General features: G+C 53.6%; 11 protein-coding genes. 6 read left to right on the forward strand and 5 right to left on the reverse strand.

Features of this window, described 5'->3' with window-relative positions:
• Positions 1 to 97 precede the first annotated feature (97 nt).
• The 5 genes from KRAC_RS35555 (at position 98) to KRAC_RS35575 (ending at position 7,883) form a co-directional block, all read left to right on the forward strand.
• A complete protein-coding gene (locus KRAC_RS35555) occupies positions 98 to 955 on the forward strand; it encodes a DUF2785 domain-containing protein (protein ID WP_040445572.1) in 858 nt (285 codons plus the stop codon).
• 15 nt (positions 956 to 970) lie between these two features.
• Positions 971 to 1,855, forward strand: coding sequence for a VOC family protein (locus KRAC_RS63160; RefSeq protein ID WP_007915811.1), 885 nt, complete (start codon positions 971 to 973; stop codon positions 1,853 to 1,855).
• A 225-nt stretch (positions 1,856 to 2,080) separates the two neighbouring features.
• Complete coding sequence (locus KRAC_RS35565; protein WP_157507469.1) at positions 2,081 to 5,125, forward strand: winged helix-turn-helix domain-containing protein; 3,045 nt, start codon at positions 2,081 to 2,083, stop codon at positions 5,123 to 5,125.
• 127 nt (positions 5,126 to 5,252) lie between these two features.
• Positions 5,253 to 6,059: an SDR family NAD(P)-dependent oxidoreductase gene (locus KRAC_RS35570; RefSeq protein WP_007915813.1), complete on the forward strand. Its 807-nt coding sequence runs from the start codon at positions 5,253 to 5,255 to the stop codon at positions 6,057 to 6,059.
• A gap of 336 nt (positions 6,060 to 6,395) precedes the next feature.
• Positions 6,396 to 7,883, forward strand: a complete 1,488-nt coding sequence (locus KRAC_RS35575) for a carboxylesterase/lipase family protein (protein ID WP_007915814.1) — start codon at positions 6,396 to 6,398, stop codon at positions 7,881 to 7,883.
• A 106-nt stretch (positions 7,884 to 7,989) separates the two neighbouring features.
• On the opposite strand, the gene KRAC_RS35580 is transcribed toward KRAC_RS35575, so the two are convergent.
• From KRAC_RS35580 to KRAC_RS35595, 4 genes are all read right to left on the reverse strand, one after another.
• Positions 7,990 to 8,571: a YdeI/OmpD-associated family protein gene (locus tag KRAC_RS35580; RefSeq protein WP_007915815.1), complete on the reverse strand. Its 582-nt coding sequence runs from the start codon at positions 8,569 to 8,571 to the stop codon at positions 7,990 to 7,992.
• A 4-nt stretch (positions 8,572 to 8,575) separates the two neighbouring features.
• Complete coding sequence (locus KRAC_RS35585) at positions 8,576 to 9,001, reverse strand: SRPBCC family protein (RefSeq protein WP_007915816.1); 426 nt, start codon at positions 8,999 to 9,001, stop codon at positions 8,576 to 8,578.
• 44 nt (positions 9,002 to 9,045) lie between these two features.
• Positions 9,046 to 9,456 carry a VOC family protein gene (locus tag KRAC_RS35590; protein ID WP_007915818.1) on the reverse strand — a complete coding sequence of 137 codons (411 nt, stop codon included), beginning with the start codon at positions 9,454 to 9,456 and terminating at the stop codon, positions 9,046 to 9,048.
• Between the two features lie 112 nt (positions 9,457 to 9,568).
• Complete coding sequence (locus tag KRAC_RS35595; protein ID WP_007915819.1) at positions 9,569 to 11,833, reverse strand: PAS domain S-box protein; 2,265 nt, start codon at positions 11,831 to 11,833, stop codon at positions 9,569 to 9,571.
• A 234-nt stretch (positions 11,834 to 12,067) separates the two neighbouring features.
• Between KRAC_RS35595 and KRAC_RS35600 the strand changes: the two genes are divergently transcribed.
• The gene (locus KRAC_RS35600) at positions 12,068 to 13,030 is read left to right on the forward strand and encodes a helix-turn-helix transcriptional regulator (RefSeq protein WP_007915820.1); all 963 of its coding nucleotides are present in this window, start codon (positions 12,068 to 12,070) and stop codon (positions 13,028 to 13,030) included.
• A 4-nt stretch (positions 13,031 to 13,034) separates the two neighbouring features.
• Here KRAC_RS35600 and KRAC_RS35605 read toward each other — a convergent pair whose 3' ends face one another.
• The gene (locus tag KRAC_RS35605) at positions 13,035 to 14,288 is read right to left on the reverse strand and encodes an MFS transporter (RefSeq protein WP_007915821.1); all 1,254 of its coding nucleotides are present in this window, start codon (positions 14,286 to 14,288) and stop codon (positions 13,035 to 13,037) included.
• Positions 14,289 to 14,346: the final 58 nt, after the last annotated feature.

The raw sequence follows: 14,346 nt of genomic DNA on the forward strand, positions 1-14,346 counted from the left end.
AGTAAAAGAGAGCATCTTCACGCCAGGTGCTGAAGATGCTCTCTTTTTGTCTGTCAGGGCAGAGGTAGCACCAATGCCCTTTTTGAGGAGAATTCTTTTGGAGAATACATTCTGGCAAGCTATTATTGACGCTGATTATGCTATCCCTGAAGGGCAGAGTGCAAGTGCGCTCCTGCCAGAGCTTCTGGCCATGCTGGGTTCGACCGACCCGGTTCTGCGTGATGAATACTGCTATCCGATCCTGGCAGTCTGGATCGAGCGTGGTCTCTATACCCCCGCAGAATTGCGAGCCATGGGGCGACAGATGGAGGATAACCTGAAGGTAGGTCTCACAGAGCCTGGGAGTGATGCTGTTTTTCTGCGCACCTTTTCGGCCCTGATTCTCGAATGTGTGATTGAGTATGATCAGCTTCAGCCATTTCTCGAAGAGCAGGAGGTGCGAGCCTGGCTGGAGGCAGTATTACAGTATTTAGATCAGGAACAGGATCTGCGTGGATATGTTCAGGGTAAAGGTTGGGCGCACTCGGCAGCTCACACTGCTGATCTCCTTATGATCCTGGCACAGAGTCGCTATCTCGGCGTGGCTGACCTGGAACGCATCCTCAATGCTATTGCGGACAAGGTGCGTAAGCGGGTGGCACATGTTTACCTCTATCGTGAGGATGATCGCCTGGTCTATGCTGTACGCAAAGCCCTGAAGCGTGACCTGCTAGAAATGCCATTTCTCACTGCCTGGCTGGAGCGTTTAACTGCGTTAGAGGGGCTATCCAATTGGTTTGAGGCTAGTTTCAAAGAGACCGATGTCTCGGCTTCTAACAACATCAGGGAGTTTGTGCGTAGCCTCTATTTCCAGCTCAAGTTTGCCCCAGAGCCCCCAACGATTGCATCTGAGCTCTTCCCAGTGCTTGAGGAGACGTTGCGTACGCTTGGTTCTGTGTTTTATAGCATGGCGTAGAAAGGATATAACGTTATGCAACAAGAAGCCAGGACGACGCCTCTTCCGTCGTGGGCATTATATGTGAAGGATCTTGAAACAAGCCGCGCATTTTATGTAGATCAGCTTGGCTTTACAGAGACAGACACAACACTACCCACGACGCTGGCGGAGGTGGCCGACTTTGACAATGATCCTATGTTGCTGGTTGGTCCAGAGGCGGGCGATGTAACGCCTTATCTTGCGAGCACGCATTCAATTATTAAACCTGGCCAGGTCCTGACCTTCTATTGCCAGAATCTGGAGATCCAGCGCGCAACATGGACCGAGCGCGGCCTGGCAAGTGTTCAAGAGGCCAGAACACCCCTTGATGATCCCGCCCTGCTTGTGCTCGACCCGGATGGACATTCGTTGCTCTTTATCGTGCCACGCCAGCGCTCGCCCGAGGAGATTATTGAGCTCTATGCCCAGGGGCCGCAACGCTTGAAGGAGGCACTGGCAGGTCTGGCTGAGCAGGATCTGGAGTTGGCGAAGGCTCCTGGTGAGTGGAGCCTTCGCCAACTGGTGCATCATATCTCGGATGGGGATGATCTCTGGATGCGCGTCGTCAAGGCCGCGCTGACGCGCCCTGGTTGCCAGTATAGCCACGACTGGTATACAACAGACAACGCCAGTGCCGAGTTGCTTGATTACGTTGGGCGTGCAATTGAGCCTGCCCTACTGTTGTATAACGCCAATCACGAGCACATTCTGCAACTGGTGCGGCATCTACCCGACGCCCTGGAGTGCTATGTCATGTTCACCTGGCCCGGCCAGGAGGCGCAACGTTTTGCCGTGAGTAATATTCTCTACAGCCAGGCCGTGCATACAGCCGTTCACTGTAAAGAGATTCAAGAGATTCGGCGCCTGCATCAACGGTAGCCTCCTCCTCGCTTCCATAAGGTAAGGGTGTAATCCCTATGAGAGTCATGTCAATGTGACGGTAACCTGCAAGTTATTGTCACATTGACATGACTCTCATAGGGGTGGTACGCTTTCTTTAAAATTGTATAGCTTAGTGTGCCGGGAGCGAACAGAGTGCCTGACCGAGAGCCCTTTCCTCAGCAGACCGTTCATGTTTTTGGACAAGCAGAGCAAGAAGCATATATGCGCACAATTTCGATGCGCGAGGTGACGTTTACCTGCGAAGTTTGCCATAAGTCAACCACGCAGCAGCGCTATCCTGGCCCCCTTCCACGTTACTGTTCTCCCGAATGTCAGGCTACTCGAGCCAGAGCTTTGAATGAGACGCGTGTACGAAAGCAGCGCGAGAAGCGCCAGGCTATGCGGGAAGCCCGCAGCAAGGTTTTAGAAGTGATTCGCCCTTCGCATGGTGAAAAATCCTCCTCATACCCAGCGCTCCCGTTGCTTCTTACCAAGTTATCTTCTCCGCGCTTGCCACCCTTGCTTATAGAGCGTGCACATTTGCTGAGCCAGCTTGATAGGGCGCTTCTGCATGCAGTCACCCTGCTACAAGCCCCTGCTGGTTTTGGCAAAACGACCGTGGTGAATCAGTGGATCAACGCTCGTAGCGGACATGACGCTTTTCCCGCTATCGCCTGGGTATCGCTCGATGCTGGAGATAATGATTTGTTCCGCTTCTGGCACTATGTCATGGCGGCCTGTGAGGCGTTGCAGCGACATGAGGAGAGTGAGTCAGGACCATCAACCTTCGCCCTGCTCACTTCTGGGATACAATTACCCTTCGCGTCACACACGCTAGAAGAGGCGCTCACACTCCTGCTCAATATGCTTTCCCATCAGGGAAATAGTGGACTACTCATACTGGATGATTACCATGTCATTACGGAACCGCGTGTTCACGAATCGCTGGCCTTTTTCCTTGACCATCTGCCGAAAACAGCTCATGTCTTGATGCTTTCCCGCGTCGAACCGCCTCTGCCCTTCTTGCGCTGGCGGGTAAAGGGTGCGATATATGAACTGCACACGACTGATCTATGTTTCTCGCCGGAGGAAACAGCGGCCTTTCTCAGCCAGGCATTTTCAGCTCCAATTTCAGATGCAGCCTTGAAGCAGCTTGATGCATCCCTGGGCGGCTGGGCGGCTGGACTGCGTTTGCTCTCCTTGGCATTGCAGGGAAGGCAAAGTATACATTCCCTTGCACAGGCAGTCTTCCCGCCTGACTCATATGCGGACTCCTCTTTGCTCCATCGCTCTCTATTCGATTACTTTGTGACGGAAATTGTAGAGACACAACCTGAATCAATTCAGCGCTTTCTGCTGGAGACCAGCGTGCTCAGTCGCCTGAATGGCCCTCTTTGTGATGCTGTTATTGGAAATAAGAATAGTGCAGCCCAGCTAGAGGCCATCGCACGAGCAGGCCTCTTTCTAGAAGCCCTGGAAGGATCAGGGGGATGGTATCGCTATCATACGCTCTTTGCGGAGGCACTACGCCGCGAGGCTGGTCGTCGTCTGAGCGACGAGACGCTTTCCGCTTTATCAAAGCGCTCAAGCTCCTGGTATGAGCAACAGGGGATGCTTTCGGAGGCAATTGAAGCCTCCCTGCTGGCACGTGATGTGGCACAAATTGCGCGGCTTGTCGAACGTATTGCCGCACAGGAACCTGTTTACGATGCGAAGACGATGCTCCGCTGGCTAGAGCCTATTCCCGAAGCCATGCTGCGCGAATATCCAATGCTCTGCTTTATCTCCGCCATAGCGTATCAGGCCTTGGAGGAGGAACATTCACTTTCTGAGGAGTTCTCATCTCATGAGGGGAGAAGCTCACGTTCTGGAACGTTGCTTCAACTGGCTGAAGAAGGTTGGCGTCGCCAGGGGAATTTGCCCTGGCTTGGCGCTATTCAGGCATCTCAGGCGATCAGTACCCTGGAACAGGGACCATTTTCGCTCGCCCTGGAGTATGCACAGCAGGCCCTTGCCCTGCTTCCCCAGGAAGACCTGGATATTCGCATGCGCATCTGGCATAGCGCCTGCCTGCTCCTGGTTGGTATGGAGAAACTGCTTGAGGGGTCTCTAAGTGAGGCTCGGCCTCTCATTCTAGATGCGCTGGTTCGTAGCCAGGTTCTGGGTTATAGCTATCTTACCCACCAGGTTCGCTTGACTTTAGGAAGGAGCTACCAGCTTGCAGGCGAGTATCACCAGGCGCAGGCTTTGTATCGCCAGGTGCTCTCTGAGGTTCGTGCGCAGGAGGACCATGAGCTCATGGCGGACGCGCTCCTCTCACTGGCCTGGCTTTTGTTTGAATGGAACGATCTGGCTGCCGTAGAACAACAGGTACAGGAGGCTGTGGAGCATATTCGTTTTGCTCGTCACCAAAAGCAGGAATTACACGAACGCGCCACTTTTCAGCTCTCCCTCCTTCAGTATGTTCGGGGGCAGACTACCGAGGCGCTGAGGCAACTGACCGCACAGCTTACTCGTTTCCATAATAGCTCGGCCTCCGGCATCTTAGAGTTTCTTCCTTATGTTGTGGATTGGCAGGGGCGCCTCTTGCTCGCAAATGGCAATTTGGAGGCTGTAGAGCGGCACCTGGAGGCCCAGGCTCACAATCAGGAGCGGCTTCCTTTTATTCATTATCTGGGGACGCACATTCTGACGAGCCGTCTCTTGCTTGAACGAGGTGAGGTAGAGGCTGCTCTGATTCAGCTTGAGCATCTGCATTCTAACGTGCTGGCGCAACAGCATCAGTATTATATGCTTGAAATTCAACTCTTGCTGGCGCTAGCTCATGCTGCCAGTAAGGAGAATCAGCAGGCACAACACCATCTGCGTCAAACCCTCACACAGGCGGTTAACGAAGGCTTTATTCGCCTCTTTCTCAATGAAGGGAAAGGGCTGGTTCCTTTGCTTCGGTCGCTACTCCCAACCTTACAAAAGGATAAAAAGCTGCGTTCATATGCGCTGATCATCCTACGCACAATCACCCAGAGTGCTGGATTGCCTATAGCTCCTGTGGCTGACTCCGATAATTTGCTCTTTGAGCCTCTATCCATACAGGAGCAGCGGGTGCTACGGCTCCTGGCTGCTGGCTGGACCAATAAGGACATCGCAGAGGAGTTAATCGTATCGGTGAACACGGTGAAAGATCATGTAAAGCATCTTTACCGCAAATTGGGCATTAACAATCGCCTGCAAGCGGGCGAGGCTGCGCGCCACCTCAAACTTCTTTAACCCTCTTACTTACCACAACCACCCGCTGAACTACCCATCGGGAGGGTGTTTTAGCCCAATGACTTGGCTATACTTTGCGCAGGTGCTTGAGATAGAGCGTTTATAAAAGTAAGAATAGAGGGAAATAATGATGTATGTATATGCAGGTAAAACGGCACTCATTACTGGAGCTTCATCTGGAATTGGCGAGGTCTTTGCGCGGGGGCTGGCAAAGCGAGGCATGCATGTAGTCCTGGTAGCACGTTCAGAGGAAGCATTGCGAAAACTGGCGGCTGAACTAACAAAACAATATGGAATTCGTAGTGAAGTGATTGTGGCTGATCTCAGTCAGGAAAAGGCTGCCGCGCAGGTCAAAGCGGCAGTAGAGACAAGAGGGCTGCATATTGATATGCTTATCAACAACGCGGGTATGGGAACCTATGACGCCTTTGAGAAGCTTGACCCGGAGCGCGATCATCAGCAGGTAATGCTTAATGTGACCGCAGTGGTTGACCTGGCCCATGCCTTTCTTCCGGAGATGGCTGCACGCGGCGAGGGCGCTATGATCAATGTATCGTCAATGGCTGCATATATGCCAATGCCATATATGGCGGTCTACGCGGCAAGCAAAGCCTTTGTGCTCTCCTTTAGTGAAGCCTTGTCGGTGGAATATCACCAACGGGGCATACGTGTCACGGCATTGTGTCCTGGCCAGGTCGAGACTTCATTCCACCAAAAGACGGAGCATCCTGTACCGAGAGCGGGCGCCACAATATCAGCTCAAGAGGCCGTTACAACAGCATTACGTGCCATGGAGCAGGGTAAAAGCTCCGTTATTCCTAATAGAATGAATCAGGCGTCTATATTGTCCACCCGCTTTATGTCACGCATATTCCTTGCTCAAGGTGCGGCAAGCAGGCTGAAACCGCAGAGCCTGAAAAACCCAACCAGGTGAGATCAAGGCTCCCCTACTTTCCTCTAGCATTTACCTTGGCTCGTAAACTCGCTCAGGGTAAGGGGTGTCGGGTGATGGGCAGGCAAAGAGCCTGCCTATCACCCGACACCCCTTACCCTGAGCGCCGCAGGCGCGAAAGTTCTAGCTTGTACCCACATCTAATTTCGCTATGGAAAGCCGGTATTTTTGCCTGTTTGTTTCTTGAAAAGAGAAATACGCGTGTGATACACTTGGTGCACAAACAAGCAGCAAAATATTTCTGCTTTTAAGAGTATGCCCTTGCTGGTTTATAAGCAGGTAGGTCGAGGAAGACCTACCAATACACAGGAGGTGTCTATGAACACAGTTGTCAGGACACGCCAGGGAGCGGTGCGTGGGAGCCTGGTAGATGGCGTGTTCGCCTTCAAGGGAATTCCTTACGCGGCTACACCCTTTGGCTCGCGTAGATTTTTGCCGCCTCAGCCAGCACTGGCCTGGGATGGCGTTCGCGACGCGCTTACCTATGGCCCTACCGTACCTAAGCCACCTTATTTCCCACCTTTCGATGTCCTGCTCCCTGAGCCAGTAATCGCTGGCGAAGAGTGTCTGAATCTGAATATCTGGACGCCTGACACAGGACACTCAGGTCTTCCAGTTATGGTCTGGATTCACGGCGGAGCCTTTAGAAATGGGACGGGCGCGATTCCGACCTACGATGGCAGTCGTTTCGCGCGCGATGGTGTGGTGTGCGTAACCATTAATTATCGCCTCGGAATCGATGGATTTCTCTATTTTGGTGATGGGAATGCCAATCGTGGTCTGCTTGACCAGGTCGCCGCGCTTGAATGGGTGCGCGAGAATATCGCAGCCTTTGGCGGTGATTCCAGCAATGTAACGATCTTTGGTGAATCCGCGGGTGGCATGAGCGTTACTTCGCTGCTCTCCATGCCGCGCGCGGAGGGACTTTTCCGCCGGGCTATCGCGCAGAGCGGCGCGGGCCACCATGCGCATACACCTGAGACCGCGCGACTGGTGACACATCATCTCGCTGAACTACTCCAGGTCGAAGCTACTCCCGACGCCCTGGAGGCTATCCCGCTTGAGCGCCTGGTCGCGGCTCAGATAGAGTTAGCGAATGATGTTATTAAGCGTCCTGATCCCGCGCTCTGGGGCGAGGTGCTTGTCAACCTGATGCCGTTTGAGCCGACCATTGATGGTGATGTCCTGCCCCAGTTGCCGATCAAGCATATTTTTGCCGGGGCCGGTAAGGGTGTTGAGGTGCTTGTGGGGACGAATAGCGAAGAGTATCGCTTCTTCACCGTCCCACCCGGCCTGGTCGATGCCGTCACTGATCAATACCTATCCACGATCATCACGGCGTATGGACTTCCCTTAAAGGAGACGCTGGCAACCTATCGCTCCTTGCTGCCGGAGGGGAGCCGTGGCGATATCCTGACCACCATCATGACAGACCAGGTCTTCCGTATTCCGGCTATACGCCTGGCCGAAGCCGTCGCGGAACGTGGAGACACAGCCTATATGTATGAGTTTACCTGGCGTTCGCGCCAGTTTGATGATCGCCTGGGTGCGTCCCATACCCTGGAGATCCCTTTTGTCTTTGATAATTTGCATATGCCGGAATATTATAACCTCCTGGGCGACAATCCTCCGCAGGAGCTAGCCGACGAGATGCATGCCTCCTGGGTGGCTTTCGCTAAATATGGAGATCCGGGCTGGGCGCGTTACGACTTGAAGCGGCGCGCCACCATGAACTTCAATACTCTCTCAGAGGTCGTGGATGACCCCCACCAGGCGGAGCGCGCCTTGTGGGAGGGAAGGCGCTAAATGGTTTATTTGCTAAATCTAAGGAAGAGAGAATTGTAGGGCCCAAGCTAGCTTGGACCCTACAATTTAGAGGTACTGAGAGACGTTCTTGATTTTGTTTCAGGCGTTATGGATAGATTTTTTCTCGCTTAGAGAGCATCTCGATAAACTTCTGGATGCGGGCTGAGCGCGTCTCGACCTTCTTCGCTGTTTGAATGCGATAGAGGATGGCATAGCGGTTCCTGCTATCCAGGGTAGCAAAAAATTCCTTCGCCAGTGGGTGCTGATCTAGCTCACTTTGCAAATCGTCGGGGATATTTATCTTGCTCTGTGGTTCGTAGGCCTGCTCCCAGCGTCCATCGGCTTTCGCCAACTCTATCTGTTTCTGGCCCGCTGGCTGCATTCTGCCCTCAGCGATAAGCGCCATTGCCTTCTCGCGGTTGACCTTCGACCACGCGCTCCTGCGACCGCGCGGCGTGAATTTTTGCAGCCAGTATTGTTCATCTAGTGAGGCCTTCTGACCGTCGATCCAGCCATAGCAGAGAGCCACGTCCAGGGCCTCGGCATATGAAATAGAAGGAATGCCGCTCTCCTTCTTTGCTAGTTTGACCCAGAGGCCCTTTGCCCCATCATGGTTTGCGTGTAGCCATAGCTCCCAATCCTGCTGTGTAGCAAACCCAATGGTGGGCAGATTGTCTGTACTTGCCATAGGGCTACCCCTCGACGAGCCGCTTTAGGGTGATCAGCACGCTGTTCTCACCCTCTTCAGACGATTCCTGTGGCGGCATCTCCCTGGGGTCATCCTGAATGATACTGAGTGTTGTTTGGTCGCTGGTCTCTTCTAGCAGGTAGGTCATGGTAAAGTAGTTCTCTGGCTTATCCTCCAGGCCCGGGTGAGGAAAGAAGAGGGTGTACTTGACCAGCTCTTGTGGCTTAACTTCCAGGATCGTGCCTTTTTGCTCAAAGACTGTGCCCTCCCACTCACTGCGGAAGACGATGGGGCTACCTACCTGCCAATTGGTAATGAGGTCGGAGCCGTACTGCCATTGCTTTACCAGCTCTGGCTTCGTGATTGCGTCCCATACGCGGGCGGCTGATGCGTTTATGGTAATTTTTGAGATGGTTGTGCGATTGCTCATATTTTCTCCTGAGTAATGTGCTTTAGCAGCGCCTGGCGGGGCTATTAAGCCGTTGGTATTTCAGAGGCCTGGAGGGGGCTGTATAGCTCGACGAGGTTTCCATCGGGGTCGCTGATATGGGCTGTGCGGGCGCGCCATTCGGGGCGGTCGTGTGGCCCTGAGACTTCGACGGCACCGCGTTTGATGAGGTCGGCGTAGGTGGTATCTACATCGTCCACACCAAAGGTCAGTACTGTCTGGCGACCCGTGGGAGCGGCGGCAGGAGTGACTTCGCCCAGGGCTGAAGCGAAGCCATCACGCTGGTAGAGTTCTATCCCGGTGGTGCCGCCAGTCTCAAAATAGGCGTAGCCTATTGATTCATCGCTATAGGTCATGTTTAATCCCAGTAAGTCATGCCAGAAGCGAACCGAGGCCGCAAAATCATTGACCAGTAGACGCATAGAGGCGAATTTCATCAGAGGCTCCTTAATCTGCTTTTAAACAAAGATTGTTTCTCACGTTTCTTGATCTGCATAGGTAGCATATCACTAGTAGAGGAGAGATTTGGTCCTAAATTCAAGCAATTTTTTATTCATTTTCATTGGTGAGGGGGAGGCTAAACCAGAAGGTCGAGCCTTTGCCAGGGGTGCTTTCAACATCCACCTCTCCGTGGTGTTGCTCGATGAGGATTTGACAGATATATAGACCCAGGCCCAGACCTTTCTCCGAGCCGCTCTGCACCGGTACCTCCTTGACCTGGTGGAAGCAGCGCCAGACCTTCTCCTGAGCTTCTTTTGAGAGGCCCGGCCCGTGATCTCGCACCCAGACGCGAGCCATATTCTCCTGAACGGCTAAGCCGATGTGTACTGGCTGATCCGAGCTCGAATAGCGGATGGCATTCGTCACATAGTTCGTTATCACCTGGCTGATGCGGTTCTGATCAACCAGGACGTTGACCGGCGTGTCTTCTGGCAATTCAAGTAGGAGTTGGCGCTCAGGAGTTACTAAGCGGAGGTCTTCGACAGTTTCGCGTATGATGGGGACCAGGTCGCAGCGCTGTAACGAGAGCTTTAAGGTGCCAGATGTAATACGTGAGACATCCAATAAGTCGTTAATTAAGCGGGTTTGGACATCAACTTGCCGGACACCATTCGCCAGGTTTTTCTGTATACCCTCAAAGAATGAGACCATCTCTGGAGTGAGATTATCTGTCTTGTTGATGAAGCGCCTGAGGCGTCTTTCGATCAGTTGGAGCGTTCCTCGGAGGGCAGCCAGGGGTGTCCTAAGCTCATGACCGGTTATGCCCAGGAAGAGGTCTTTTTGTTTCTCCGCCTCCTTGCGATAAGTCTGATCCAGCACAAAACACAGAAATAATGGGGGAGAGCCCTCTCTGCGGAAGAGTGCGCGCCCAATGAGCGCTGGCACACGTTTACCACTTTTTGTGAGATATTCTATTTCATATGGTTGGGCAACTCCCGTCCTCAGTGCCTCCTCTATTGTCTCTGTGTCTCTTGCGCGAGTCTGGGGAGTAGTGATGATATCCCACTTCATCTGACCCGTTGCCAGGTCTTCTTGCGTGTAGCCAAGAAGCGAGAGGAAGGCCGCATTGGCTTCGAGAATGTTGCCATTCCTATCCGTTGTTATTATACCAATGATATTGGATTCCATAAGGAGGCGAAAGCGGGCTTCGCTCTCTCTTAGGGCCTCCTCTATCTGTTTCCGTTCGCTGATATCGTGAAAGTATATTGACAGCCCATCGGGCTGTGGATACACATACGTCTCGACCCAACGCTGGAAGGCGGGATGGAATGCTTCAAAATGTGTTGCTTGCTGTGTTGCCATCGCTGTACGGTAGCGATCCTCAAATATTGTGCCGAGGAGCATAGGTACAACCTTCCACATTTCCTTGCCCAATACCTCTTCGCGTTTCTTACCCAAATACGTTTCCATGCGCTGGTTTAAATAGGAATAGCGCCACTGTGAATCGAGGCAGAGAAAGGCATCGGTGATACTTTCGAGAATGGTGGTCACCTCGTCTTTGGCTTCCTGAAGTTCTTCTTCCTTGTGTTTTAGCTCAGTAATGTCCAGCGTGGCGCCCACCACGCGTGTCGGTTTTCCAGTCTCATCACAGATGACTTGTGCTCGGTCTGTAAGCCAATGCACGCTCCCATCGGGCCAGATCGTACGGTAGTCCTTGTTATATTCTTTCTTCTCGGCTATGGCCTGCATGTTACGCTGATGGGTGCGCTCACGGTCGTCAGGATGTAAAGTTTCCAGGAAACGCTCATCGCTGATAGGGATTTCTGGTGACAAACCAAAGAGGGCTCTTTTCTGATCCGTCCATATTAGCTCATCAGTAAGTAGATTCCAATCCCACATGCCTACGCCAGAAGCCTTCAAGGCAAGCTGCACCTGTGCCTCGCTCATCTGTTCCGTCTGCATCTGCCTGGTAAGGTTATTGCCACAGGCCAGAACTTCGTTGATTGTGCCGGAAGCTTCACGTACAGGGATAAAACGCAGGTGTACCAGGTGATACGAGTTATCATCGCTACGAATATGGCATACCAGTTCGCTCGTATGTCCAGAGTCAATAGCCTCGTGTAGTGCGTCTTCTCCTTGCTGCCGATCCATAGGATGAACAGCATCAAGCCACCCTCGACCAGGATATGCAAAATCCTGCTGGTCAGGAAGTGTTTGCCAGCTAGAACTAATGGCTTGCATCCCTCCTGCTGGGGTTAAGATCCAGAAGACATCGAACATCTCTTGCGTAAGTGCAGAAAGTCGCGATGATGTGGTCAGGCCATGAATCCAGGTATTGCTATCTTCTTGAAACAGAGGGTGTTCTGAATGCATGAACTTCCTCCTTTTTTTCTCTCTCTTACTGGTATAGTACGAGCCTCCAAGCGGTAAAGGCTGCCTTTGCATAAGTTTTCGCGCCTGCGTCGCTTAAGGGTAAGGGTTGCGCAGCGAGCCGAGGAGAATTGGAAGTTTATGCAGGGCAAGGGAAAATATTGTACTTTATCAGTGGTAGAGGATAAAATACATTTCTAATGAGAGATAGAAAGAATTCATAAGCGAGGGAAGGTAATGTATCATCCGACGACGCGCTTGCTGACGATTCTGGAGCTGCTGCAAACGCACTCGCAGATGAGTGGAGAGGAGATGGCGCGTCGCCTGGAGGTAGAGCCGCGCACTGTGCGTCGGTATATCCAGATGCTTCAGGAGATGGGTATGCCCGTCGAGGGAGCGCGTGGTCCTGGTGGCGGCTACCGCCTGCGTCCTGGCTTCAAACTGCCGCCGCTGCTTTTCACGGAAGAGGAGGCGACCGTCCTGGTTCTGGCACTGCTGGGAGCGCCCTGGCTAGAGGTCAGCCTGCCTTCTGTGGCTCTTGAGGGAGCCCTTGCCAAGGTGTATCGCGTCCTGCCGCTGCGTGGGCGCGAGCGCTTGCAGGCTATTTCTTCGCATATGATCCTCTCGCCCCAGCAGAGGGATGAACGCCCCGATGCCGAACTGCTGGTCAATGTCAGCGAGGCGGTGCAGACGCGGCGCCGGATCGCGATAGCATATCGCTCGCACCATAACGTGGAGTCTCAGCGCGATATCGAACCCTATGGCGTGGTGGGCTGGAAGGGCCACTGGTATGTTGTTGGGTATTGTTGCCTGCGCCAGGCCCCGCGCCTTTTTCGCCTGGATCGCGTCGATAGTGTGCGTTTTCTGGATGAGACATTCACACGTGACGAGGACTTCGATTGCCAGGCGTATGTTATGAAGCACCTGGGTAGCATCCCCAACAGGTGGCAGATCGAGGTCGAGTTCCAGGTGCCGCTCTACGAGGTACGACATAAGGTCCCCTCGTCGCATGGTGAGTTGAGCGCTACTGCCACTGGAACGCTCCTCGAGACGCATCATGTGCACCTGCCTGCCTTCGCGCGCTACCTCGTCAACCTGGACCTTCCCTTTGTGGTCCGGCAACCGCCCGAACTCCGCTTGGCCCTGCGCGAGCTGGCTGAACAAATAATGCGGATCGCCCAGGTGGACGATCCGGTGTAGCTGGTCAGGCTTTAGCTGCGCGTAAAGCTGGAAGCGCCAGGACAACGGAAAGGATAGCCAGTCCAATGATCAGCGCGCCGCTCCAGTAGGGCGTGGCGTGTCCGAACTGGGCGTAAAGCACGCCACCGAGGATCGGACCCAGGATCAATGCCAGGGATTGCATCGACTGGCTCGCGCCACCCACCAGGCCTTGCTGTTTCGGCCCTACAGCGCGCGAGGTCAGGCCACGCAGTGCATTCTCGACCAGCCCACCCGAACCTGAGAAGAGGATTACGCCCGCGATCAATAGAATTGGTGAGGCGATCAGGGCAATTGATCCAAGCAGGAGGTAGCTGATCGCGACCAGTACCAGTGCGCTGATGCCCACTTTGATATCGCCAAAGATGTCTATGAGCTTGCCTACCAGCACACCCTGTACCAGGATATCCACAACCCCTACGAGCGTTGAGACGAGGCCCGCGTCTGTCGCGTTCCAGCCCAGGCTGTCGCGCATCAGGATAGTCAGATTGGCCTGCAAGATAGCGAACGGGAAGGCGTAGAAGAAGCCAGCCAGGAGCAGCCAGCGCAGATTTGCCATATTGAATACAGTGCCTAGCTGGGCGAGAGGATTGAGGTCGCGCAGGCGCATAGTGGTCAGGCGATGCTCTTTATTTAGGCTCTCAGGAAGGAAGAAGAAGCCCCAGACCAGGTTGAGCAGCGTCACTCCTGCTGCGACGAGGAAGGGCATGCTATAGCTGACATTCGCCAGCAGGCCGCCAATGGCCGGGCCGACAATAAAGCCTACGCCCGAGATCCCACCGAAGATGCCAAAGTATTTGCCACGCTCTTCAGGCTCGGTGATGTCCGCGACATAGGCGAAGAGGACGCTAAAGTTGCCCCCGGTCAGACCATCAATAATGCGCCCCAGGAAGAGCATCCAGAGCGCGCCCCCCAGGCCAAAGAGCAGGTAGCCGATGGCTGAGCCAAGCAGGCAGATGAAGATGACGGGCCGCCTCCCATAGCGGTCGCTCAACAGGCCCAGACCTGGGGCCGCGAGCATCTGGCAGATGCCATAGATGGAGAGTAGCCAGCCCACTACAACGGCCAGGTCGTTCGGGTTGCCCAGGTATTGACGAGTCATAAACGGGACCACGGGACCAATAATCGTGAATCCCATGGTATTCAAGAATGCCACCACGGCGAGAAAGAAGACAATTTTACGTTTAGATGTTTTCTTTGTGCGCTCTGGCGGTAGGGTAGAGACCTCTAATGTGCTCATATCTGTGCTCCAATCTAGTAGTACGTTTGTAACTGCCCCTACTATAAGCGCCAGAAGG

Source organism: Ktedonobacter racemifer DSM 44963 (assembly GCF_000178855.1).
Lineage (GTDB): Bacteria > Chloroflexota > Ktedonobacteria > Ktedonobacterales > Ktedonobacteraceae > Ktedonobacter > Ktedonobacter racemifer.